The following is a 25,158-nucleotide window of genomic DNA, read 5'->3' as shown; positions in this document are numbered from 1 at the left end:
GGAAGGGAGGAAATCTTTCATGCAAAAAGTAATCAGTATCGGAAAACAGAATTTTGTATCTCTTCGGGAGAATGATTGTTTTTATATTGATAAAACAGATCTGATCTGTAAGTGGTGGGAATCAAAAGATGAAATTACTTTGATCACCAGACCGCGTAGATTTGGAAAAACATTGAATATGAGTATGCTGAATTGTTTCTTTTCCAATCAATTTACAGGACGGGAAGACCTTTTTAAAGGATTGGTAGTCTGGAAAAAGGAAAAGTATCGTAAAATGCAAGGAACCTATCCGGTAATTTTTCTGAATTTTTCCGCAATTAAAGGCAGTAATTATGAAGATGCCAGAGATGGGATTATCATGGCGATCAATGAAGCCTATTCAGAACATAGGTATCTGCTTGAAAGTAATGAACTTACGGATGGTGAGAGGAAATGCTTTGAAGAGTTAGATTATTATGCAAAAAATCCAGGAATCAAAAAACAGGTGGCAAATGATACAATCTGTAATGCGGTAAAAAATCTGGCAAATTGCCTGAGCCGGTATTATAAAAAGAAAGTTATTATTTTGCTGGATGAATATGATACCCCGATGCAGGAAGCTTATCTCTATGGATATTGGAAAGAATTTACAGCATTTATCAGAAGTTTATTTAATGCAACGTTTAAGACAAATCCATATTTGGAAAGAGCAATGATGACAGGGATTACACGCGTGTCGAAAGAATCTGTATTTTCAGATTTAAATAATCTTAACGTTGTAACAACGACATCAACGGAGTATGAAACCTGTTTCGGATTTTCGGAAGAAGAAGTATTTCAGGCGTTAGAAGAGCGTGGGATGAACAATCAGAAAAAGCTTGTAAAGTCCTGGTATGATGGTTTTGTATTTGGAAATACGCATGATATCTATAATCCTTGGTCAATTACTAATTTTTTAGATAAAAAACAGGTCCGTCCTTATTGGGCAGATACCAGTTCAAATAGTATGATTGATGAACTGATTCGAAAAGCTTCCACAGACATCAAAGAAAAGATGGAAGAATTGCTGCAGGGAAAAGAAATCGTAGTTAATTTTGATGAACAAATCGTATTTGAGCAGCTTGACAATTATAATCAGTTCATGAAGGCATTATTAAGTGATGATATAGATGCTATGAACTATTATATGAATCAGATTATAATGACAACATTCAGTTATTTTGATGTAGGACAAAATGAACCGGAACGATTTTATCATGGATTTGTTCTGGGACTCATTGCGGATCAGACTGATATCTATGAGATTCGGTCGAACAGAGAAAGTGGTTTTGGACGTTATGACGTGATGATGATTCCTAAAATAAAAGAAACAAAAAAGTATCCGGCGATTATTATGGAATTTAAAGTGAGAAATATAAAAAGAGAAGAATCGTTGGAAGACACTGTGCAGACGGCACTGACACAGATTAAAGAAAAATGTTATGATGCGGAACTATATGACAGAGGTCTAAAAAAAGAAGAGATTCATCATTATGGTTTTGCATTTGAAGGAAAAAAAGTATTGATAGGATAAAAAGAAGAAAGTCAAACTGCTATTGCGATTTAAAACTTTTTCATATAGCAGTTTGACTTTATCCGTTTTATAGATTAATGTAAATAAAATCCCAGATCCAATATACATTCCGGAGGCAGATATTCTCGCGGAATATTCACAAGTGCAGTAATTTTCCATAAGATACCAAATCCAATCAGAATGAGTAGCATTCCTCTGACACATTTTCTATAATCTCCGGCAGGAAACTTATACAAATCTTTAATTCCAAAAGCAAAGATAAAAATTAAAATCAGGACGGTTATTCCAAACAAAAAGAAAAAAGATTTTTGCTTTTCTAAAATACGTCTGTTTTCACCAGACTGTTTTTTATGTTCCCCTTCCTGATCGATGGTGACTTCATCTCCATCTTTTAATGGATATGTAGACCATTTTATGATCTGCAAAAGTTGTCCTTTTTCATCTTTTTCTTCCGGAAGAAGAATACTATCTGCGGTTATGGAAAGAGGATCGACAGCCTTTGAAAAGGCGAGAAATTTTGTTCCGAATACTCCTTCTTGCTCTGCCAGATAAAAAATCATATTTGTATCGGTATTATAGCAACTTTTGGGAATACGGATGGTAGAATTAAGCTTTTCTTCTTCTGTCTGACTGATCGTTGCAATCTCTACAGGTATCTGCATCCATTTTTCTATACGGATGGATAAAATAGTACAGATCATTAAAGAAATCAGGATCATACATCCGGCATTCCAGGTTTTCTTTTTCATCATTTTATCAACTCCATAAAATATCTTTTAGTCCATCCGTCAATTCTGTATTGTAATATAAAAAGAAAAATGTCACTGGAAGTAAACATAGCAGACCACAGACGGATTGAATTCCAACAGCATTTTGATTGAGTGATGCGAGAAAAACAGAAAGGGGATAGTCGGTTTCTTTTTCGAGAAAAAGGATAGGCTGTTCAACCATATTCCAGCTTTCTGTAAATACTAATATAAATAATGTGATAACGGCAGGTTTTGAATTTGGAACTATAATGTAGCGAATCATTTGTAGCTGATTTACGCCATCCATTCTTGCGGCATCAAGTGTAGAATCTGGGATTGCCTGGAAAACGAAAGTAAGCCATACAGTTCCAAAAGGTGAAAATATTGCAGGGATTATCAAAGCTTTCCAACTGTTTAAAAGTTTTAGTTTTTCTAATAAAATATAATTCGGCAGCAGTGTTACCTGAATCGGTAAAATCATAAATAGTGCAAATAGTATAAACCAGAATTTTTTCAGAGGAAAAGAATATTTTGCAAATGCTGTTCCTGACATACAGGAAAAAAGGGTTTGTCCTGCCGCAATCATCAGACACATGGCAAGGCTTCTCCAAAATTTTATCAGATAATCAGGTTTTGCCAGAAAAACTTTATAATAATTCATCAGAGAAAATCCGGTATCTGAATGAAAAACTGAAAATACAATCAGATAGATAATTGGAAATAAAAAAATAAAGGCTATGATCGAAAAAACAAAGAGCCGGGTGTACTGTTTGTACTTATGCATCGGCAGTCCTCCTCTTTAGAAAATAGTATATCATATAGATAAGACCACTTAGAAAAAGAATAAATACGGTAATAATAGTTGCACTGGCGGAAACCTTTTGGTAATTCAGATTTTGTAAATTATTATTCATAAAATGTTGTAAAAAATAAATACTGTTGTCTGGATGAGTTCCGCCAAGTAAAAAGGCTTCTCTGTAGCATTTAAATGCATTCATTATGGAGAGTATTAATGTAAAAAGGATAACCGGAAACAATATAGGACAGGTAATATAATAAAAGCTCTGCCATTTTCCGGCTCCGTGAAGACTGGCATATTCATAATATTCTTTCGGAATCATCTGAAGTCTGGAAGAATAAATGAAAATATAATATCCAACAAATTTCCAGAAATATAAAATACAGATGATCCAAAAAGCGCTTGATGTATGAAGCCAGTCTTTTTCAGGAAGATAAAAAAAGTTTAGTATCAGATTCAAAAAACCATTATTTTTGAAAAAAAACTGGATGACTAAAACTATAGATGCGATTGGCATGATGATTGGATAAAGAAAAGAGAGTCGGAAAATTTTCTGACCTTTCGTAATCTGTTGTAAAATTACAGAAATACAGAGAGCTGTCCCTAAAGTAACTGGTATTGTAACAAGCATATATTTACAAGTGTTTTTTACTGCCAGTAAAAACATTGTATTTTTAAATAGTTCTTTATAATTATCAAGACCTACAAATTCGCGTTTTCCGATACCAAAAGAAACAGAATACCACAAAACAATCAAAAATGGGATCAGATAAAAGAAAAGAAATCCTGATATTGCAGGGAAAGCCAGTAAGAATCCCTTCTTCTTTTTTTTCATTGCATCACGCTCGCTTTCACTTAAAACTATTCTGTCACCTGTGTATGATAATCATTCCATGCTTTGTCTGCTAAAGCCGAAAGCTTATCTTGCCATATCTTTTTAAAATCAGTTTGCGGACCATATAATAAACTACTATTTTCTATAATCTCTTCATAAATAAAATGTTCAACTTCTGTCGGAAAATATGCTCCTTCTAAGGACTGAAATGCTTTTATAGCTAAATCCTGTTTTGACTGATCTAAGAAGGACAGTTTTGTACGGATGGCAGATACTTGTACCGGATAATCTGTTCCAAGGACACCATTTGCGCTTAGTGACATTCCATTAGTACTAGTTGATTCCTGAATTACGTTATTTAAAAAATACATTAAGAAGTGATAAGCTTCTTCTTTATAATCAGATGCCATACTTACAGCACCAAAGCAACGAATGGCAGCCATTTTTTTTCCCTGAATATCAGGGATTATGTCTATTTGCGTTGTGTGTTCGTTTATGTCATACAAAGATGAGATTAAAATATGCGAAGAGCTAGTATCAGTATTATTTGTCTTTTCATTTTCTAAATAATCTTGTTTAAATAATAAGTATTCTAATGCGAAATTACTCCACTTTTCCTTATCAAAGAAAATCTGACCGGAATTGTAATCCGCAGCAGGTTGAAACCAGTTACCACTGATATTATCTAATTCGAATAGTGTATTTTTCAGAGCGTGGTCAGAAGAACTTTTTATATTTGAAATCCAATCTTCTAAGGTATCATTTTCCTGTGTATAATCAAGTACAGTATCGGAGATTAACATATTATAGTGGCAGGAAAGAGGAAGAATATATTGTCTTTCCTGATATTGACCGGGGAGAAGAAAAGACGGATTATAGTTTTCCTTTTGCCAATAAGAATCTTTTTTCATATATTTATCCAATGAGGCGAATACACCACTTTGCATTGCCTTATAAGGATTTTCAAAAAGAGGTTCGTTCATCTGCGCAGCTCCATCGGTGGAACAGTTAACAAGATATAAGTCAGGACCTTTTCCAGACATGATCTGTGTACGGAGTTTCTGAATTTCTGCAGATCTTTTATCAGGATCAGGAGATAATATTTTAATTTCAAATTCCAGAGAGTTATTTTTGGATGTGGCATATTTTACAGCATCAAGAACCTGCTCCTTAAAAGCAGGTTCTATAACAATAGAGAGTGTTTTGGAGACATCTTTATTTAGTTTTGTACATCCGGATAATCCAATTGAAAGGATGAGGAGTGGAAGAAGAGCAAATTTAAAATTGAACATTGGTATGATCTCTCCTTAAAAATTACAAAGTATAATTGATTGAATTTAAATGATGTATATGTCTTAGTATCTGAATTTTAACACAAAAATAAAACGATGTCAAAAAAAAAAGGAATTTTTTGAAAACGAAGTAGTTCGTATGATTTTGTTGATTTTCGAAGAATACCAGAGGACGCTTGCATTTCAAAAAAATACAAGTTATCCTTAAGAAGATGTACAAAGGAGGAAAAGAAGATGCAGCTTGCAACAGCAATGAATCTAAGAAAAGCAATGGATGAGGAAACCAAAAGAGAGCGGTTCGCTTCCTGGTACAGCACACTGCCCGGAATCCCGGCACATGAAAAAGAGATCATAGAAAGGTCTTTAAAATATAACGTGTGGAAAGAACTCATAAAACTCTTTGTCGTTTATATGATCCTTTCACTGGTATGGTTTTTCGGAGCCGGTCGCTATGATCCGTTAGAAAGTGTAACAGGATATTCTCTCATAGGAAAAAAGAGCGTAATTGGAGTTGTGCAGGAGGATGGCGAGTCATTGCGCTTGAAAAATCCGAATAAAGGCGAGCATGTAAGTTACACACTTGCAGAACTTGGAATGGATCCGATCAAATATTCTTATGGCAGTCGGTTTCAGACATACTGGGAAAAAGAAAAGAATGGGGAATATCAGTTACTTGCGGTATTGCCGGAAAAGCAGGTATCGAAAATAGAAGGTCTTTATTATGGCGTAATGGGAGTCGGATATTTTGCAATTCTTATTGGCGGGCTTTGTGCGTTTTTTATCCGGAGAAAACGATATACAGGATGGTTTTTATCGTTCTATTACAGGCTGGAAAAGTTTTACTCAGAATATGGCGTATGGCAGAAATACAGTGTTGAAAGAGGTTATGACACGGTCGATGCGATTATTGCTTACGGAAATGAAGATCCGATATATTTTGTAAACGAATTTTCGAATATCCATCTCACAAAAGAGGAAGTAAAGAAAAAGAAATCAAAGCTTGCCATGGTCTGGCTAACATCAATAGCGGTTATGGCTGGGATTATACTTGTTATTTCACTGTATGTGAATATTACGTCAACGATCGAGTGCAGGCAAAATGAGGCAAGGACAGCAGCAGTTTTAGAAAAGCTACAGAATGCGATCGATGAAAAAACGACAGGTCTTGGTGACAAATCGGAATATTACAATTATGCGGACATGATCGACCGGGCAAGGGATACATTCCCGGAAGAAGATATCTACTACAAGCTTCAGACAACGGAGGATTATGTCACGATAATTGTCACAACAAAAAAGAAACAAAATGTTTGCTTTGACCGGTATGTGCCGGTTCAGGGATCAATTGGTGATGAGGATACAGAGTATAAGCTTGAGATTGCCATGGTATCGGATGCGATGCAGCCGGACGACATTTTACATAATTATACAGGGATACTTAAGATAAAGTAAGGTAATGGCAAAAAGATGATTCTGCGAAAGGACAAAGGAGAAAATTTATGAAAAAGAAAAGATTTGCAATGGCAGTAGTATGCGCAGTCATGACTATAGCGCTTGCGGGATGCAGTATGCTCAGCTCCAAATTGAACGATATTACAGGAAAATTAGTGGGGAATTCGTACACGATCACGACCTATGATAATTACGGGAATCGTGTAATGACAACCACAGGAGACAAGATCAATGTGCAGGGAAATGCAGTGGAAACTTCAAGCTATGATTCAGACGGTAATGTTATCACGGGATATGAGCTTTCCTCTGTCATTACGATTACAATCGATGGAAAGGAAATCGAGAGTTGTGGTGATACCTGTATTTTTGCGCAGGACGCGTTGAAAGCGGATGTGGATTTTACGCAGGAGGATATTGAAAGCAATGCAAGCGGTAAGATTACAGACAATACTGCGATCGCAGGTGTCCTGAATAAGTATAAAAATATGTTTGGAAAAGCCAGAGTTGTTGTTATCAAATCCCAGCTTGGACAGCCAATCGTAGCGTATAGCGGAGAAGATGTGTACTGGGAAATCCCGGATGATCTGCCGAAATTTACGAAGTTGATGATCGATGGGAAAGCGTTGTACATACACCGGGCGAATTTCCAGATCATTGATAAGAGTTTGTTGGAATCCAACTGATAAATTTACTGCGTCAAAGTTTTAGAGCTGATATAATCAAAGCATGGGTGCTATCATAACGGTGGTGGTTAGTCTTTTTTCAGAGGGACTGGTAAAGCAGATGTATTTTAACTTGCATTTCCCGAAAATACAAGTTATCCTTATCTGTATATCAAGAGGAGGCAGAAAAAAGTGGAAGAAACAAAAAAGTTGTCATGTATAGATTGCAATGTCAAGAAATGCAATGTAAAGCAGAATATAGAGAATCATAAGCCATATCCTGGATTTTGCGTGTCGCATAATATGGATTCCCAGGACCGGCAGAGGGCGCTTGATACCTATCTGGGAGATGAAAAAGATCTGAAGATCATGCGTGCAAGTGCCGAGATCGAGCACGATTTTTACTGCCAGGCAACCCGTGTGGAGGAGACGATCCGCTGGGCAAAAAAACTGGGTGCCAAGAAGATCGGAATTGCAAGCTGTGTGGGACTCTTAAAGGAAAGCCACCTGCTGGCAGGACTTTTGAGAGAATACGGCTTTGAAGTGTACGGTGTGGGCTGTAAGATCGGAGAAGTTCCAAAGACCGAGGTCGGCATTCCGGAACGCTGCGAGGAGGTCGGAGTTCATATGTGTAACCCAATCCTGCAGGCGCAGATGCTGAACAAAGAGAAGACGGACATCAATATCGTGATGGGACTTTGCGTGGGACATGACAGCCTCTTTTACAAATATGCCGAGGCGCCGAGTACAACGCTGGTTGTAAAGGATCGGGTGCTTGGAAATAATCCGGTGGCTGCTTTGTATACGCTGGACTCTTATTACAAAAAGTTACATCATCTGAATCTGGAGGAAGAATAATGCACATTCGACATATTTTATTTGATCTTGACGGAACGCTGCTTCCGATGAACCAGGACGAATTTGTTACCTTTTATATGCCGCTTCTGGCAAAAAAATATATATCCGAGGGGATTTCCTTTGATCCGAAAGCATTTATCGCATCCGTGTGGAAGGGCTATGGAGCGATGGTGAATAATGACGGAAGTTGTACCAACCGGGAAGCATTCTGGCAGTATATGGACGAACTGCTTCCGACGGATTCGGAGAATTCCGAACGGATTGCCCTTGATTTCTATGCAAATGAATTTAACCAGGCAATTGCGGTGACGCAGCCAAACAGTCTGTCGGACAAGGTTGTGAAAAAGGCAAAGGAAAAAGGAATCTGCACCTACCTTGCAACCAATCCGGTATTTCCAAAGGTGGCAACGATGAACCGGATCAAATGGGCGGGACTGGATGCAGAGGATTTTGAGCTGATCACAACTTATGAGGATAATTGTTACTGCAAGCCAAATGTGGACTATTACCGAACAATTCTTGAACAGTTTCATCTTAGACCGGAAGAGTGTCTGATGGTAGGAAATGACGTGGAAGAGGATCTTGCAATTCGGAAACTCGGCGTAAAGACATTCCTTGTTACAGATACGAAGGAAAATAAAAAGGATCTTCCAATCGAAAGCGATTACCAGGGATCGATGGAAGAGCTGTTTGCATTTGTGGAAAGCCTGGAAAATGCTTAAAAATTTATTGAAATTCCAAACTTTTATTGTAAATGCATGGCGGACGTGGTAAATTATTCTAAGTAGTATCCGGAGGGAACCGGAGAAGAGTATATGATAAGAAACAGAGGGAAACTGATATGAAGAAAAAGTTACTTGTTGTTTGTGGCGGACAGTCCAGTGAGCATTCAATTTCACGAATTTCCTGTAATTCAGTGATGAAGCATCTGGATAAAGATAAATATGAGATTACACTTGTCGGCATTGCAAAAGATGGGAAATGGTACATCTTAAAGCAGGAAGATAATGACCTGTCAAAAGATACCTGGCTTGACGGAGCAGAAGTGGTAGAAGGTGTATTCGATCTTCTGAGAAGTCAGGATGTTGCATTCCCGGTACTTCACGGACTTTACGGAGAAGATGGAACTATCCAGGGATTATTTGAACTGGCACAGCTTCCGTATGTAGGATGCCGTGTATTTGCATCCAGTGCATGTATGGATAAGATTTTTGCAAAGAAAGTATTTGAAAGTGCAGGAATTCCGCAGGTCAAATCTGTATATGTAAAGAAGCGCAATGACGGAAGACTGGTCGTTGTCGAAAAAGACATGGAAGAAACAGAAGAAGTAGAAGCTTCGATTATGAAAGAACTTGGTATGCCATGCTTTATCAAAGCAAGCCGTTCCGGATCCAGTGTGGGCTGTTATCGTTGTGATAAAGTTGAAGATTTACTTCCGAAGTTGGAAGAGGCAGCAAAATATGACAATCATGTTGTAGTAGAAGAGTGCGTGGATTGTATCGAACTTGAGACTGCTGTTCTTGGAAATGATGACATTATCGTATCCAGAGTCGGACAGATCATGCCACACGGTGAATTCTATACCTTTGAATCCAAATATGAAGATGCAGAGAGCAAGACATGTATCCCTGCAAAAGTAGATGAAGAGATTCAGGAACAGATCCGTAAGTATGCTGTTCGTGCCTTTAAGGCAATTGACGGACACGGATTGAGCCGTGTGGATTTCTTCCTGGATAAGAAGACCAATCACGTTTACCTGAATGAGATCAATACCCTTCCGGGATTTACAAGTATCTCCATGTATCCGCAGCTGATGGAAGATTACGGATATAGTTATTCTGAACTGCTGGATAAACTGATTGAGATTGCTGATGAAAATTAATTACAGATAATAGAAGAATGTTTTGCTGCCGCCGTAATTGGCGGCAGTTTTTTATTTCATAGGAGATTCCGAAGGAACTTCCTATGAAACAAAAGGCACTGTGTGCCGGAGATGCGCACTCGCACGAAGATGAAGAATGTCGCAAGCGGTCTATGCTCTGCTTCGGTCGTTGCTTAACGAGCGCCACTGGCGCTCAGCAACGCGCTCGGCGCGAGAACGTGCCTCGGCGCATTCTTTCTTATTGTGCAGAAATATAAAAAGACTGTAAATATAAAAAAATACTTGAAAAAAACTGAAAATAATATATAATTAAAGTAATACAAATGGATGGTGGAGGGAGGTAATCATGGTATGAAAAGAAGAAATATTATATTATTGATTTCGATTCCGTTAGGCATTATGTTAATTGTATATTATGGCTATACCGCATTAGATACCTGGATCCAGTTTCAAATTATAACAGGAAATGGTATTTTGGTAGCAAATAGTGAATGGATATTTTCCATTCAAAACACATTTCTTTTCATATTGAAATGGTTTGGACCGATCTTATCAATCATATGTATATACGGAATTCTAAAATTGTTAAAAAAGAATGAATAAAGAAAAACTCCAGAATCAATTTTATACTGCTGATTCTGGAGTTTCTTTTACTTAGAAATGATATAATTTCACTTTATTACTTCTCTTTACTATATTCCAGAGAAGCTTCCACAAATCCCTTAAACAGCGGATGTGGTTTGTTCGGACGGGATTTGAGTTCCGGATGTGCCTGTGTTCCGATGAACCAAGGATGTTCCGGAATTTCCACCATCTCTACGATTCTGCCGTCCGGAGAAAGTCCGGATAAGAGCATACCGTTCTGGGTAAGAGCATCACGGTAGTCATTGTTGACTTCATAACGATGACGATGACGTTCGTGGATTTCTTCTTTTCCATATAATTTATAAGCTTTTGATTCTTTGTTAAGAACACAAGGATAAGAACCAAGACGAAGGGTTCCACCGATATCTTCAATACCGATTTGGTCAGGCATGATGTGGATGACCGGATGTGTAGTGTTTGGATTCAGTTCTACGCTGTGTGCATCATGATATCCGACAACGTCTCTTGCAAATTCTACGATGGCAAGCTGCATTCCAAGGCAGAGTCCGAGGAACGGAACCTTATGTGTTCTTGCATATTTGATGGCTTCGATCTTACCTTCGATACCACGGTCACCGAATCCACCAGGTACGAGGATACCACTTACATCACCGAGAAGTTCATCGACATTTTCCGGTGTGACAGTTTCAGAGTCAATCCATTTGATATTTACGGTTGTGTGGCTGTAGATGCCGCCATGTTTTAATGCTTCAACAACGCTGATATATGCGTCGTGGAGCTGGATATATTTGCCGACCAGGGCGACTGTTACATCTTGTGTCGGATGTTTCAGGCATTCGACCATCTCTTTCCAGTCTTTCAGATCTGGTTCCGGACAGTCAAGCTTCAGGCATTCGCATACAACGGAAGCGAGATGTTCTTCTTCCATGGCGAGTGGTGCTTCGTAAAGGTATTCCACATCCAGGTTCTGAAGAACGTGATCAGATGGCACGTTACAGAAAAGGGCGATCTTGTCTTTGATTCCCTGATCCAGTGGATGCTCAGAACGGCAGACCAGAATATCCGGCTGGATTCCCATTCCCTGTAATTCTTTTACGCTTGCCTGAGTCGGTTTGGTCTTCATCTCCTGGGAAGCATGCAGATATGGGATTAGTGTGACGTGGATCAGCGCAACATTGTCATGTCCCATATCATGTTGGAACTGGCGGATAGATTCCAGGAAAGGCTGGCTTTCGATGTCTCCGACGGTTCCACCGACTTCGATGATCGCAATCTCGGTATCTGTAGCTGCAGGGTTACGATAGAAACGGCTCTTGATCTCATTCGTGATATGCGGGATGACCTGTACGGTTCCTCCACCAAAATCTCCACGACGTTCTTTCTGAAGAACGGACCAGTAAATCTTTCCTGTCGTTACATTCGAGTTCTTGGTAAGACTTTCATCGATAAATCTTTCATAATGTCCAAGGTCAAGGTCTGTCTCCGCTCCATCGTCTGTTACAAAAACTTCACCGTGTTGTACCGGATTCATTGTACCCGGGTCAATGTTGATGTACGGATCAAATTTCTGCATTGTAACTGTGTACCCGCGTGCCTTGAGCAGACGCCCAAGAGAAGCTGCTGTGATTCCTTTTCCAAGACCTGAGACAACGCCTCCGGTAACAAATACATACTTAACTGCCATAGTTCCAGTTCCCTCCTTATGGTAATTTTTTTTGTCTACTACTCATTGTGTTCTGTAAAAAATAAGATAGAATGCGATTTCTATTCATCAGAAAAGTCCGGTATAACCTTCTGACAGATAAAAATAGAAAAAAACCCCATAAAAACAAATTTATGTGGCTCCCTCGCTACTTTGATTTCCCCTTGAAATCAATTCCCCTATAAAATACTTTAAAAGTATACACCCATTCCAGAAAAAAATACAACAATTTTTTTTGAAATGGGTGTATAAAAATCAAAAATATAATATTTGTCTACTGATAGATCGGTTTTTTCTCGTATCTCGGTTCAGATGTAACCTGGATGGATAACTTCTGGAACAGACGGATATCTACATTTGCAAGCATAACGGATACATGAGCCTGGCAGCCTTTTAAATTCGGGACTTGTCTGAGTGCCTGTTCAGCAACCGGATTGGAAGAGGCACTGATAGAAAGTGCAATCAGAGCTTCATCGATGTGAAGTCTTGGGTTCTTGCTTCCAAGGAATTCGGTTTTAACTTTCTGGATCGGTTCCAGGGCAGTCGGTGAGATTAGGTGCATATCATGATCGATTCCGGCGAGCTCTTTTAAGGCGTTCAGGATCAGGGCAGCAGATGCGCCAAGCAGATCAGAGGTTTTTCCTGTTACGATGCGTCCGTCCGGAAGCTCCAGAGCGGCAGCCGGTGCACCGGTTTCTTCAGCGCGTGCAAGAGCGGCATCAACAACCTTACGGTCATGTACGGTAACTCCTGCCTGATTCATCAGAAGCTCGACCTTATAAGTCTCTTCCTTCGGGCATTCACCGGAAAGGAAACGGTCCATGGTGCGGTAGTAGCGGCGAATGATCTCCTGACGGGAAGCTTCTTTGCAGACTTCATCGTCACAGATGCAGTTACCAGCCATGTTAACACCCATGTCTGTTGGTGATTTGTATGGATTTTCTCCGTAAATGCGCTCAAAAATTGCACTCAGTACAGGGAAGATCTCTACGTCACGGTTGTAGTTGACGGTAGTAACACCGTAAGCTTCCAGATGGAACGGGTCGATCATATTTACATCGTTAAGGTCAGCAGTAGCTGCTTCATATGCTAAGTTGACCGGATGCTTTAACGGGATATTCCAGATCGGGAAGGTTTCGAATTTGGCATATCCTGCACGGACTCCGTGCTTGTGCTCATGATAGAGCTGGGAAAGGCAGGTAGCCATCTTTCCACTTCCAGGTCCAGGTGCGGTGATGACAACCAGAGGTCTGCTTGTCTCAATATATTCGTTCTTTCCGTATCCTTCGTCACTTACGATCAGCGGGATGTTGGAAGGATAACCTTCTATTACATAATGGATATAAACTTTAATGCCAAGCTTTTCCAGACGTCCTTTGAAAAGATCGGCACTGTTCTGTCCGGAGTACTGTGTGATAACAACACTTCCGACAAAGAGACCATTGGCTTCAAATTCGTCTTTCAGGCGGAGAACGTCAGTGTCATAAGTGATCCCGAGGTCACCGCGGATTTTGTTGGCTTCAATATCGGCTGCACTGATAACGATCACAATCTCTGCGGTATCCGATAATTCTTTTAGTAAATGTAATTTGCTGTCCGGCTGAAATCCCGGAAGCACGCGGGAAGCATGATAGTCATCGAAAAGCTTTCCACCGAATTCGAGATACAGTTTGTTGTCAAACTGATTGATTCGCTCACGAATGTGAGAAGACTGCATTTGCAGGTATTTTTCATTATCAAACCCAATTTTCATAAAGTTCCATCCTTTTTGTCCATAATTTTACTTTCATAGAAGCAATTCAAACCTAGTATACTATAAAATATGACTTTTTTACAATCTTTTCATAAATTTTTTATTGATAGAAAATAGCCACAAATCCAGTAAAAATGCTATATATAATTGCCTATGATACTAAAATGATACTAAAATTTTATTTTTTCCAATTTTTCAATAATTTCTTCCCGGTGAGACTGGAACAGATGAGAATATGTGTTCATAGTCATTTTTACATCATCATGCCCCAAACGTTCCGCAATCATAAGCGGATTCGCACCCAGGTTGATTAGCAGACTGGCGTGAGAATGCCGGAGATCATGCACTCTGATCGGACGCAAGTTGATCCTCTTGCATACTCTTGTGAGTGCTTCACCGAGCCACACACGGGACCGGGAGAAAAGCCGGTCATCTGGATCCATACCGTAGATCTTCGCCATGTAGTCTTTAATTTCATCCAGAAGAAATTGCGGTATATCTATGATCCGGTTGCTTTTCGGTGTCTTGGGTGGCTGTATGGTGTATTTGCCGTCTACATATGCCAATGTTTTGTTGATCGCAATCTTCTTTTCCTGAAAATCAATATCTCCCGGAGTAAGTGCCAGGAGTTCCCCTTTTCTCATGCCGGTGTAAAACAGGATCTCAAAAGCTGTGAATAGCTCAATATTATCCCGAATTGCATCAGAGAAACACTTGTATTCTTCCGGTGTCCAAAAGTCTACCTTTTTGGGTGCAGGCTTGCAGATCTTTGATTTGACCGGATTGCGGGCAAGTCCCAGATAATCAACCGCAAATTTGAAAAGCATCCCTAGAGTGGCGTTGATCTGCCGGGTATAGGCTGCCGTAAATCCCTTTTTGAGCAGATGATTCTGCCAGTCAACAATATCTGCAGGTGTGATCTCTGCAATTACTTTCCGGTCAAAATACGGAAGCATATGCAGTTCTATCGTATTGAGTTGACTCTGCAGTGTTGACGGTCTCACCCGGTTCTCTTTGAAGTTCTTGTACTTCTGGCAGAGCGTCCGAAAGGTAATGTCTGGAGCATTGGCAAACTGTTCCAGAAAGAGCCGTTCCCAGTCTTTTGCGTCACGCTGCAGCTTGAATCCCCGTTTTAATTTCTGTTTCTTCTTGCCGGTCCAGTCTGTGTAATAGAATTTACAGTACCAAGATCCGGTCTTTTCGTCCTTATACGTTGGCATTTCTATATTCTTCCTTCCTGACGCTGGCGGGCGTATCAGATAGGTGGAAGTTCTGCCAATAGTCGCAAAATACGACCTTAGTTGTGCGTCCGGTTTTCGGACGTGCGGGATACTTATATTTAGTTATTCCTGGAATTATTCTATTAAATTTCCATTTTTATCGATTTTGAGTTGGATCTCTTCAGATTTTTCTATTTTTGCCTGGTATTCAGGTATTTTAGTTAAATCTTCGACATATTCGGCTACTTTAACTTGTCCTTTAGGATTTAAGGAATTATATCTTTCAAGCATCCAATATTCTCGAGCATCATCTCCTAAAGAATAATAATCGTATTGACGCGTTGAAACTTCTGCGTTTTCTGGTGATATTCCATAAAGAAGATTATATATAATTCCGCCGGGTATAGCATTTACAGCTTTTTCAATTTTTTTTACTTTATCAAGACCAACATTATCGGTATCTCTATCAATAATAGAATACAGTGTTGTTGATGCAATTCCAGTTTCTCTGGATAGTGCAGCGACGGACATATCAATTTCTTCAAGAACATTCTTCAATTGCTTTCCGAATCCCATTTTCTATACTCCTTTTTTATTTAAGATAATAGCATATTTACTTTGTAATGTAAACATTTTACGCAAAAGCGTAAAAAAGATATTGACAAATACGCAATGGAGTAATAAAATTACGCTAAAGAGAGGAGATGGAGGTGAAAACAAATGAGTTTAACTATTGATGATCGCAAGTTTGCAATTGCACTTGCAAATAGTGGTTTAACTATTGGCGAAGCTGCCAACCGTGCCGGAATGTCGAGACCGAGATTTCACACGATTATCAACAGTAAAAAGGCAACAGCTCAAGCTGTTGGAAGAGTGGCCAAAGCTCTCGGCGTTGATGTAACAGAAATAATCGAAGATTAGGACGTCGGGCGGGCGTATCAGATCGATGGAAGAAAGGAGCGTTATTATGGCGAGACTAATGTACAACGTGAAGGATGTTCAAGAGATCCTCGGAGTAGGAGAGTCAAAAGCCTATCAGTTCATCCGGATCATGAATGAGGAACTGCGAGGCAAGGGATTCTTGACCGTACAAGGAAAGGTTCCTGCTGCCTATCTGCAGGAAAGATTTTTCGGAGTGGCAGCAGATGGCAAGTAGAAGAGAATTACTTGACAGTCTAAAACCTGGTATGCATCTTGATAAGAATTTCTTTTTAAAAGTCTATGGGTACGAAATAACGCGCCCAGGATTTGCAGAAGATGTGATTAAAAGATTGGAGATTTTGGGATGCAGTAAAGCCAGAGATTACTATACCTGTATCGTGTCGGAATATAACCATAAACATGATCAGGAAATGAAGCGCGTATCTGAATGGTATGCGAAACAGGACACAGATAAGAAGGGAGTGAGTGAATCACGGAAACAGCAAGAAGCGGAACTGGCGAAAACGTCCGGGAATTGGATGCGGGGAATGTATTAGAGAATTTTTTAGAGTATCCTTTGACTGATATAGGAAGCTCTAAATTATATGCGGATATGTTCAAGAACAAACTGCGCTTTGTTCGTGAATTGGGAGTATTTTACTACTATAACGGCAAAATCTGGATCAAGGACGTAAATGGAGTTTATGCGAAAAGGTTAGCGAAGCAATTTACAATAGAGCTGATCGGGAAAGCTAATAAGATTACTGATGATGAAATGCGCGGAAAATATGTGAAGTACTATAACAAATTCAACGGATACAATTCACGGGAGAAGCTGGTGAAAGATGCGCAGTCTGTATATTTTATAGAGTATTCCGAATTTGATAAAAAATCAGATTTGTATAACTGTCAAAATGGGACCTTTAACTTGAAAACGGGAAAACTGCAGGAACATAATGCAGATGATTTATTGACGCAGATTTCCAATGTCACATATGATCCAAAAGCAAAGTGTGAACGATGGGAACGGTTTATAGACGAAGTGATGAAAGAAGATCAGGCAAGTAAAAACCTACTGCAGATGATTTCGGGATATTGTCTTTCAGGTTCTACACGGTTTGAGTGTTTCTTCATGCTTTATGGAAAAAGTACGAGGAACGGAAAGGGTACGTTCAACAGCACAATGATGAAAATGCACAGAGATTACGCGAAAGTATTAAATCCTGAATCTTTAACGGTAAAGAGCTTTTACAACAATAGTGAAGCACCGAACGAGTCAATCGCAAACCTTGCCGGTGCGCGTTATGTATGTGTCTCTGAACCCGGTGAAAATATGGTGTTAAATTCCGATCTTGTGAAAACGCTAACCGGTGGTGATCCCATCAAGGCGCGTTTCCTCCGGCAGAACTCTTTTACATATATGCCAGCATTTAAGATTGTGATCAACACAAATTTTCTACCAAAGATACTGGATGATACTATTTTTTCAAGTGATCGCCTGATTCTTTTGAATTTCAACGCACATTTTGATCAGTATAGCAGAGATAATACTCTCAAAAGTAAGTTTATAAAACCGGGAGCGTTAAGCGGTATATTTAACTGGTGCTATGAAGGATATAAAATGTTAGAACATGCGGGGAGATTTACGATTCCGGATAAGTCAAAGGCTTTATTTGATAAATACCGGGACGAGAGTGACATTATAGGGCAATTTGTAAATGAATGTCTTATCAAATCGGAGAGTGCAAGAACGAAGTTTAAAAGTGTATTTGATGAATACAAAAACTGGGCAAAGGATAACGGATATAAACAGTGTAGCAGGAGAACGCTTCGCGGAAAAATGGAGAAGTATGCAGAGATTAAGGTTTACAACAAGCAGGATTGCATTTTTGAGTATGAGTTATTGAAAAATATTAAAATCCCGTTTGAATAAGCGGGAAAAAGGGAAAAACAACACCTATTTTTCAATAACGCCTATAAAGAAATGAAAAAAATAAGTTAATGAAGTGAGAGCTTTATTTTTCCCGATTTCCCTACGGGAGTATGTGACGAAAGGAGAAAAAAATGAAGCAAATTATACCATGCAATGAAAAATTATATGCAATATACAATTTGGATGAAGGGGACGAGCTCAAACTACCGGTTTTAGCGTTTGGACTCAATGAACTTGGATACATCATTCCACTTACTTTTGATGGTGGTTCTGGTCTGGACGAAGCGAGGGCAGAGAATCTTGACAGGTATGAGCTCGAAGAAGATACCAGAATAGCAGATGCCTTAGAAGGAATAGAAACAAGGCTTGACGCCCTGGAGGAGCTGCAGGGCACAGCAGAACAGTTGAGAGAGTGCATTGGCTATGAAAGACCGGCAATATATGCACCGTCAGGATCAAAAGGATTTAACTTCCTCCGCATTGGTGGAACTGTTTATAAGGATTAACACAAAAAATAGGGGACTGCCTGAAACAGTCACCCCGTTGTATACCCTTAATGCACGGGCGGGCGCATTTGGAAAGGATACGCCTACATAATAGCATGGATTGATAAGAAAGGACAAGTGATATTATGAGTTATGAAGTAATAAATGAAGAGTTAAAAATAGCAAAATGCAGTATTGCCGACTTAACAATGGGACAAGTACATAATTTTTTGAAGTCATGGGGAGATGATTCTAAAATAGGGACATTGACAATGTTTTACGACAGAGAAAAAGAACTACTTGTTTTGAATGAAGATAATGATATGTATGAGACCTGTTTGATGACAGCAACGGCATATTTAAACGGAGATTATGAAAGACGGAAGGAGCTGCTGAAGAATGCGCCGGAAGGTATAGTGGAATCAGTGAAGCTACTTGAAAAAGTATTTAAGTATCGCATATTTGACAAGAGAACATTTCAGGCATTGAATAATTTATTGGATGATACACAAAGGAAGTATGTGACACACCTAATAAATGAAGAAGATCCGATTTCGGCGGCGTACATTGCGTTCAAAGCTGGTATGATTAGTGGAAAACGTATAGAAAGAGCAAAAAAAAAGAAAAGACAGATAAAAGAGTGCTAATAGATATTCCGCCTTTCTGTGAATAGTACTCCAATACTGGAAACAGACGGCGGGGCAATTGTGGAGGAAAAGCAAATGATGAATAAAGAAAAAGCAACAAATATTTTTGAAAATAATTCATGCCTTATTAACGGGAGAGACGTGATCCCGATATCTGTAGCAGATGAGATTGTAGGACCGGAAGCGGTTAAATTTGCAAAACAGCCGGGAATGTTTAATGGGTTTGGAATAGGTGATACTTCCGTGTCCTATCTAACCAAAGAGGGTTTTTTTATGGCGGTAACTTATCTGAATGTGAAGGAATATTCTGATAAATAACGAACATTTACCAAAAATAAATAGCGAACGTTCACAAAACAACATGAAATAACTGCTGCCCTTCCCGGAATGGTGCGCCAACATCGGAACGGGACGGCAGCATAAAGAAAAGGAGAGCAATAAAATGAGATTCAGTCAGATATTTTTAACAATGGGATATAACACAGTGGTAAAAGTTGATAAGGTAACAGAAATTAAGTCAACAGAGAGTGGAAACACTATGGATGCGGAATATATAGGAGCGTTTAAACGCTTCGACCGGATACCGAAAGAAATTTGGTCTGCCCGTGTTTGTACGTTTTTCGCAGAAGGTGAAGATAAACTTCTTGTTGTGATTGAGAGGGACAACGATGATAAAAATTAAGATATCGTATAATACAGATGAAGAGCTTGCCGGTGTGATCCGGCTGCTCTCTCCGGTGATGAAGTCCTGGAGAGTATCCAGGAATAAAGAGGGACGATATAAAAAGGCTTATGCTGAACTCCGAGGGAACACTGAGAAAACAGAATAATGATTGATTTTAGAGGGTTCCCCGAAATGGTGGAACTCTTTAAATTATTTTAATATAAAATCAAAATGAACTACGGATGAAGTACGGGAAATGGTCAGGGGATATTGACATATTTTAACATTGCATGGGGTGGCGATATTTGATATAATAGTTTTGGAACAAATAGTATAAAGATACCGCAACCGGGACTACCTCTCCCGGTTGTAAGTCTGGAAGCGCCGGACGTGGTAACAGTTTTGTGGGATAGGCTGTTATTGCGTCTTTTTTTATTTGTTCTTTCCTTCTGAAATTATAACTACTGCATAAGCAGGCAACCAGCCCGACAGGGCGTAAAATATGGAGGTGTTCACATGAGCGAACAAGATGTAACAGCAGGCGTAAGCCAGCAGGAACCAGCACAGCAGACCGCAACGCAGGGTGAAAAGATGTTTACCCAGGATGATGTTAATAGAATCGTGAAAGAACGGCTTGCACGTGCGAAAACAGTGCAGGAACCGGATACCCGGGAGCTTGAACTGGAAAAGAGAGAAAATGCGCTTTATTTAAGAGAGCAGGTCACAGCCAACGGACTGTCTGAGGATCTGCTGGAAGAAATGAAAGGCATGGACAAAGCAACTATTGACAAATGTTTAAAGATACTTGCTCCGTATGCAAAGAAAGCATCAGAGCCGATTCTGAACGCTGTAGGTCCTACAGCAGGAGGAGCACAGAGCGAGAGTGATGCTATTAGGAAAGCTATGGGGCTTAAGTAAGAAAGGAGCCTAAATGGCTATTGAATTAGCAACCAAGTATTCGCCTTATGTCGATGAGATTTTTAAGGCTGAAAGCAAAAAGTCGCTTCTGACTAATGATGATTTTGATTGGACAGGAGCGCACACAATCAAAGTGTATAAGATTGGCACGGCGCCGATGAATGACTATGATCGTGCCGGAACCGGTGAAAATGCATCACGCTACGGAAAAATCACAGACCTGGAGGCAACGACACAGACAATGCTCGTTACAAAAGATAGATCATTCACATTCGTGATTGATAAGTTAGACAGTAATGAGACAGGTGGAGCCCTTGAGGCGGCTACAGCTCTTGCAAGACAGCTTAGAGAAGTTGTGATCCCGGAAGTAGATGCGTACACCTACGGGAAGATGTGCGAGGGTGCGGGCACAAAGCCAGCGGCTAAAACATTAGATTCCACAAATATCTACAACGAGATCATCAGTGCTACAACGGTTCTGGATGATAACGAAGTAAATGAGTCGGGGCGTGTTCTTCTGGTGGTGCCAGCAGTCTATCAGATGATGAAAGACAGTGAAAAGATTGTGCTTAATACGAACATTGGTGATGATCTTAGACAGCATGGTGTGATCTCCAACCTTGACGGAATGAATGTTGTCAAAGTTTCATCAAAGAGAGTACCGAAAAACTTCGGATTTATGGTAGCTCATCCTTGCGCGACAGTCACTCCGACTAAATTAGCTGATTATAGAACCCATCAGGATCCACCGGGAATTAGTGGAACATTGACAGAAGGGCGTATTTCTTATGATGCGCACGTTCTGGACAATAAAAAGATGGCCATCTATTACCAGGAGAGACAACCATCATAAATGAAGCAAATACAAAGCCCTGGGCCAGTGCCTGGGGCTTATTTCATACTGGGAGGTGCTATCATGTCAAACGAACAACTTGTCATTCGGATCAGAGCCGGAGAAGATACTGCTGCCAATATGCTGCAGCTATGGAAACAAAATCAAAGGTTTATTGGTATGATAGCGGTGAAATATTCCGGTTATGCTGAAATGGATGATCTAAAACAAGAAGGGTATTTGGCATTGTGTGAAGCTGTCAGACATTATAACCCAGATCAGGGAGTCCCGTTTATCAATTATGCTGCGTTTTATATCCGGCAAGGAATGCAACGATATATTGAGAACTCCGGGAACTGTATTCGCATACCGGTACATCGGCAGCAGTCAGCCAGAAAATACAAGAAGATTGTGGCAGAATACCAAAAAAGATATGGTGCAAGTCCGTCAGACGCTGAAATCCGCTCGTTAATGGGAATAGGCAGAGAAGAACTTGACAGCATAAAAGAAACTGTTCAAATGGGGCAAATACAAAGCCTGAGTCAACCAATGAAAGATAGCGAAGATGTATTTCTGGAAGATGCAGTTGTATCCGGGGAAGATCTGGAAGAGGAAGTGGCCAGAAAATTTGACCATGAGCGTATGAGCCGGGAGTTGTGGGAAATGGTTGACAATTTGCCCGATCAGCAGAGTGGAGTGATCCGATCTAGATATGTAGATGGGAATACTCTGCGAGAAATAGGAGAACAGCAGGGAGTGAGTATTGAAAGAGTTCGGCAGACCGAAGCGAAAGCGTTACGGGCGCTGCGGATGCCAAAACGCTGCAATGTATTCCGGGGATATTATGAGGTATATTTGAGTGCCGCACCGATTCACCATGTCGGAGTGAGACAGTTTCAAAGGACCTGGGAGAGCGAAGTTGAGCGTGAGGCGTTGCGCTGGGCAGAACGGGAATTAGGAATAAGAGACAGAGACTAAACGGGTGGCGCATAACCACCCGTTTTTTGATACTGAAATGATACTAAAAATATGTGTGAATAGCGAAAAGCACACCTATACATACTAAATACACTGTGTAGAAAATGAATAAAGTATAAAATAATAATTAAAAAACAGGGTTTGAGTAAATTTTTCATTGATTTCTAAAAAACGCCTACTTATAATAGAGAGGACGACACTTAGGAGGTAGGTATGGATAACCAGAATAATAGAAATAAGCAAAACCTTCCGGGAAATAATAACCCGAATAATAAAAATAACCGCCAAAGATGGAATATTATATTATTTACCGTTATGCTGATCTCGTTTATCGTATTTGCGTTGTATCAGTTCCGGGAAGACACAGATGCCCGGGAGATTACCTATGATCAGTTCCTGAACATGGTAGATTCCGGGGAAGTTAAGAAAGTTGTGATCGAGGATGACAAGATTGTGATCACAGCGAAGACAGAAGCTGAGATGAAGAACAGCAAGAAAAAAGGCGCTTCGGAGAGCGATGTGGTCGAAGGTTCTGTAGCAGATAACAACGACAGCAGCAGTAAGGACAGCAGCGATGACAGTACAGGTCTGTTCAGTAATGTGACAAGGAAGCAGTATTATACCGGTATTGTGAAGGATGATACCCTTTCGGACAGACTGTATAAAGCAGGTGTTGAGTATGAACAGAAGATACCGGATTCTACATCTTATATGGTGATGAATCTTCTGGTCAACATTGTTCCGCTTGTGATCATGATCGGTCTGGGCGTGATGCTGATGCGCCGTATGACAAAGGGTGGCGGCATGATGGGCGTTGGAAAGAGCAATGCCAAGATGTATGTGGAAAAATCTACCGGAGTCACATTTAAGGATGTAGCCGGTCAGGATGAAGCAAAAGAATCCTTGCAGGAAGTAGTCGATTTCCTGCATAACCCTGGCAAATACACCGGAATCGGAGCGAAGCTTCCGAAAGGAGCACTTCTTGTAGGCCCTCCCGGAACCGGTAAGACACTTCTTGCAAAAGCAGTTGCCGGAGAAGCAAAAGTACCGTTCTTCTCTCTTTCGGGTTCTGCATTTGTTGAGATGTATGTCGGTGTCGGAGCGTCAAGAGTACGTGACCTCTTTAAGCAGGCACAGCAGATGGCGCCGTGTATTATTTTTATCGATGAGATCGATGCGATCGGAAAAAGCAGAGATTCACAGCTTGGTGGTAATGATGAAAGAGAACAGACACTGAATCAGCTCCTTGCAGAGATGGATGGATTTGACAGTAATAAAGGTCTTCTGCTTCTTGCGGCAACGAACCGTCCGGAGATCCTGGATCCGGCGCTTCTTCGTCCGGGAAGATTTGACAGACGTATCATCGTAGATAAGCCAGATCTCAAGGGACGTATTGATGTCCTGAAAGTACATGCCAAAGATGTTAAGATGGATGAGACAGTCAATCTGGAAGAGATTGCACTTGCAACTTCCGGGGCAGTCGGTTCTGATCTTGCCAATATGATCAACGAGGCTGCGATCAATGCAGTAAAAAAAGGAAGAAATGTTGTATCCCAGGCAGACCTTTTTGAGGCTGTTGAGGTCGTTCTTGTGGGTAAAGAGAAGAAAGACCGTATCATGAGCCAGAAAGAACGCCGTATCGTATCATACCATGAAGTCGGTCATGCACTGGTAACTGCCCTTCAGAAGGACGCAGAACCGGTACAGAAGATTACAATCGTTCCGAGAACCATGGGTGCACTCGGTTATGTGATGCAGACACCGGAGGAAGAGAAGTTCCTGAATACCAAGGCTGAGCTGGAAGCAATGCTGGTGACAGCCCTTGCAGGACGTGCAGCAGAGGAACTGGTGTTTGACACAGTTACAACCGGAGCATCGAACGATATTGAGCAGGCAACCAAGATCGCAAGAGCGATGGTAACACAGTATGGTATGTCTGAAAAATTCGGACTTATCGGACTGGAATCTATCCAAAACCGTTATCTGGACGGAAGAGCTGTTATGAACTGCGGAGAGGCAACCGCGGCAGAAATCGATCAGGAAGTTATGAAGATGCTGAAGGGAGCATATGCAGAAGCGAAGAGAATGCTTTCCGAGCATCGTGAAACGATGGATCAGATCGCCGGATTTCTGATTGAGAAAGAGACGATCACCGGAAAAGAATTCATGAAGATTTACCGCAGATGTGAAGGAATTCCGGAACCGGAAGAAAAGAAAGAAGAGAATCCTGTAAAAGAGCAGACGATCGAGATGCCGAAGAAAGAGGCAGATACCGAAGCAGCACAGCAGGAAGAGAAAGAAACGCAGAAGAAAGTAGAAAGAGACGAAGACGGATTCATCCTTCCGCAGAAGCGTGACTAGTCTAAAATAACAGAAGATGCAGAGGTTTCAGAACAATAGGTTCTGGAGCCTCTTTTT

General features: G+C 40.3%; 27 protein-coding genes. 19 read left to right on the top strand and 8 right to left on the bottom strand.

Going from position 1 to position 25,158, the window contains the following annotated elements:
• Positions 1–19: 19 nt before the first annotated feature.
• Complete coding sequence (locus PG766_RS03260; RefSeq protein ID WP_270540581.1) at positions 20–1,552, top strand: AAA family ATPase; 1,533 nt, start codon at positions 20–22, stop codon at positions 1,550–1,552.
• 74 nt (positions 1,553–1,626) lie between these two features.
• On the opposite strand, the gene PG766_RS03255 is transcribed toward PG766_RS03260, so the two are convergent.
• The 4 genes from PG766_RS03255 to PG766_RS03240 are packed head-to-tail and all read right to left on the bottom strand — an operon-like array spanning position 1,627 to position 5,227.
• A complete protein-coding gene (locus PG766_RS03255) occupies positions 1,627–2,304 on the bottom strand; it encodes a hypothetical protein (RefSeq protein WP_008374417.1) in 678 nt (225 codons plus the stop codon).
• 4 nt (positions 2,305–2,308) lie between these two features.
• Complete coding sequence (locus tag PG766_RS03250; protein ID WP_022220100.1) at positions 2,309–3,085, bottom strand: carbohydrate ABC transporter permease; 777 nt, start codon at positions 3,083–3,085, stop codon at positions 2,309–2,311.
• Positions 3,078–3,935, bottom strand: a complete 858-nt coding sequence (locus PG766_RS03245) for a carbohydrate ABC transporter permease (RefSeq protein WP_008374422.1) — start codon at positions 3,933–3,935, stop codon at positions 3,078–3,080. The genes PG766_RS03250 and PG766_RS03245 overlap by 8 nt, the downstream gene beginning before the upstream one ends.
• Before the next feature lie 26 nt (positions 3,936–3,961).
• A complete protein-coding gene (locus PG766_RS03240) occupies positions 3,962–5,227 on the bottom strand; it encodes an extracellular solute-binding protein (RefSeq protein ID WP_195502355.1) in 1,266 nt (421 codons plus the stop codon).
• Positions 5,228–5,461: 234 nt separating this feature from the next.
• On the opposite strand from PG766_RS03240, the gene PG766_RS03235 reads away from it, so the two are divergent.
• The 5 genes from PG766_RS03235 to PG766_RS03215 all read left to right on the top strand — a co-directional run bounded on the left by PG766_RS03235 (position 5,462) and on the right by PG766_RS03215 (position 10,081).
• Positions 5,462–6,679: a hypothetical protein gene (locus PG766_RS03235; RefSeq protein ID WP_118198546.1), complete on the top strand. Its 1,218-nt coding sequence runs from the start codon at positions 5,462–5,464 to the stop codon at positions 6,677–6,679.
• Positions 6,680–6,726: 47 nt separating this feature from the next.
• Positions 6,727–7,362, top strand: a complete 636-nt coding sequence (locus tag PG766_RS03230; protein WP_117824123.1) for a DUF5052 family protein — start codon at positions 6,727–6,729, stop codon at positions 7,360–7,362.
• Between the two features lie 171 nt (positions 7,363–7,533).
• Positions 7,534–8,199, top strand: a complete 666-nt coding sequence (locus PG766_RS03225) for a DUF1847 domain-containing protein (protein WP_182438581.1) — start codon at positions 7,534–7,536, stop codon at positions 8,197–8,199.
• A complete protein-coding gene (locus PG766_RS03220; protein WP_008374436.1) occupies positions 8,199–8,921 on the top strand; it encodes an HAD family hydrolase in 723 nt (240 codons plus the stop codon). Before PG766_RS03225 ends, PG766_RS03220 begins: the two co-directional genes overlap by 1 nt.
• Before the next feature lie 119 nt (positions 8,922–9,040).
• A complete protein-coding gene (locus tag PG766_RS03215) occupies positions 9,041–10,081 on the top strand; it encodes a D-alanine--D-alanine ligase family protein (RefSeq protein WP_118198548.1) in 1,041 nt (346 codons plus the stop codon).
• 679 nt (positions 10,082–10,760) lie between these two features.
• On the opposite strand, the gene PG766_RS03210 is transcribed toward PG766_RS03215, so the two are convergent.
• From PG766_RS03210 to PG766_RS03195, 4 genes are all read right to left on the bottom strand, one after another.
• Positions 10,761–12,371, bottom strand: a complete 1,611-nt coding sequence (locus PG766_RS03210; protein WP_022220297.1) for a CTP synthase — start codon at positions 12,369–12,371, stop codon at positions 10,761–10,763.
• Between the two features lie 292 nt (positions 12,372–12,663).
• Entirely contained in the window at positions 12,664–14,142 is a 1,479-nt protein-coding gene (locus PG766_RS03205) for a DUF1846 domain-containing protein (RefSeq protein ID WP_118198549.1), read from the bottom strand.
• 170 nt (positions 14,143–14,312) lie between these two features.
• Positions 14,313–15,362 (bottom strand): site-specific integrase, encoded by a 1,050-nt coding sequence (locus tag PG766_RS03200; RefSeq protein WP_270590393.1) that lies wholly within the window; start codon positions 15,360–15,362, stop codon positions 14,313–14,315.
• Between the two features lie 135 nt (positions 15,363–15,497).
• A complete protein-coding gene (locus tag PG766_RS03195; RefSeq protein WP_270590392.1) occupies positions 15,498–15,938 on the bottom strand; it encodes a helix-turn-helix domain-containing protein in 441 nt (146 codons plus the stop codon).
• Positions 15,939–16,082: 144 nt separating this feature from the next.
• On the opposite strand from PG766_RS03195, the gene PG766_RS03190 reads away from it, so the two are divergent.
• From PG766_RS03190 to ftsH, 13 genes are all read left to right on the top strand, one after another.
• Positions 16,083–16,283: a helix-turn-helix domain-containing protein gene (locus PG766_RS03190; RefSeq protein WP_270590391.1), complete on the top strand. Its 201-nt coding sequence runs from the start codon at positions 16,083–16,085 to the stop codon at positions 16,281–16,283.
• 46 nt (positions 16,284–16,329) lie between these two features.
• Positions 16,330–16,518: a hypothetical protein gene (locus PG766_RS03185; protein ID WP_118198553.1), complete on the top strand. Its 189-nt coding sequence runs from the start codon at positions 16,330–16,332 to the stop codon at positions 16,516–16,518.
• The gene (locus PG766_RS03180; RefSeq protein ID WP_270590390.1) at positions 16,508–16,840 is read left to right on the top strand and encodes a hypothetical protein; all 333 of its coding nucleotides are present in this window, start codon (positions 16,508–16,510) and stop codon (positions 16,838–16,840) included. The genes PG766_RS03185 and PG766_RS03180 overlap by 11 nt, the downstream gene beginning before the upstream one ends.
• A gap of 20 nt (positions 16,841–16,860) precedes the next feature.
• The gene (locus PG766_RS03175) at positions 16,861–18,216 is read left to right on the top strand and encodes a DNA primase family protein (RefSeq protein WP_270590389.1); all 1,356 of its coding nucleotides are present in this window, start codon (positions 16,861–16,863) and stop codon (positions 18,214–18,216) included.
• 131 nt (positions 18,217–18,347) lie between these two features.
• Positions 18,348–18,722: a hypothetical protein gene (locus PG766_RS03170; protein ID WP_270590388.1), complete on the top strand. Its 375-nt coding sequence runs from the start codon at positions 18,348–18,350 to the stop codon at positions 18,720–18,722.
• Positions 18,723–18,847: 125 nt separating this feature from the next.
• Positions 18,848–19,348, top strand: coding sequence for a hypothetical protein (locus PG766_RS03165; RefSeq protein ID WP_270590387.1), 501 nt, complete (start codon positions 18,848–18,850; stop codon positions 19,346–19,348).
• A 75-nt stretch (positions 19,349–19,423) separates the two neighbouring features.
• On the top strand, positions 19,424–19,666 hold the full coding sequence (locus PG766_RS03160) for a hypothetical protein (protein ID WP_270590386.1): 243 nt from the start codon (positions 19,424–19,426) through the stop codon (positions 19,664–19,666).
• Between the two features lie 124 nt (positions 19,667–19,790).
• Positions 19,791–20,030, top strand: coding sequence for a hypothetical protein (locus PG766_RS03155; protein WP_270590385.1), 240 nt, complete (start codon positions 19,791–19,793; stop codon positions 20,028–20,030).
• Positions 20,017–20,178: a hypothetical protein gene (locus tag PG766_RS03150; protein WP_270590384.1), complete on the top strand. Its 162-nt coding sequence runs from the start codon at positions 20,017–20,019 to the stop codon at positions 20,176–20,178. Before PG766_RS03155 ends, PG766_RS03150 begins: the two co-directional genes overlap by 14 nt.
• Positions 20,179–20,528: 350 nt before the next feature.
• Positions 20,529–20,930 (top strand): hypothetical protein, encoded by a 402-nt coding sequence (locus PG766_RS03145; protein ID WP_270590383.1) that lies wholly within the window; start codon positions 20,529–20,531, stop codon positions 20,928–20,930.
• Positions 20,931–20,943: 13 nt separating this feature from the next.
• Positions 20,944–21,783, top strand: coding sequence for a hypothetical protein (locus PG766_RS03140; protein ID WP_270590382.1), 840 nt, complete (start codon positions 20,944–20,946; stop codon positions 21,781–21,783).
• A gap of 63 nt (positions 21,784–21,846) precedes the next feature.
• A complete protein-coding gene (locus PG766_RS03135; protein ID WP_243014341.1) occupies positions 21,847–22,740 on the top strand; it encodes a sigma-70 family RNA polymerase sigma factor in 894 nt (297 codons plus the stop codon).
• A 213-nt stretch (positions 22,741–22,953) separates the two neighbouring features.
• Complete coding sequence (gene ftsH / locus PG766_RS03130; protein WP_055156964.1) at positions 22,954–25,101, top strand: ATP-dependent zinc metalloprotease FtsH; 2,148 nt, start codon at positions 22,954–22,956, stop codon at positions 25,099–25,101.
• The last annotated feature ends 57 nt before the right edge of the window (positions 25,102–25,158 follow it).

It is taken from the genome of Coprococcus sp. LG101-27, from assembly GCF_027695515.1.
In the GTDB taxonomy this organism is placed as follows: Bacteria; Bacillota; Clostridia; order Lachnospirales; family Lachnospiraceae; genus Allocoprococcus; species Allocoprococcus comes.
The sequence above is the reverse complement of the archived record's forward strand: the minus strand, read 5'-3'. Positions and strand labels throughout refer to the sequence as shown.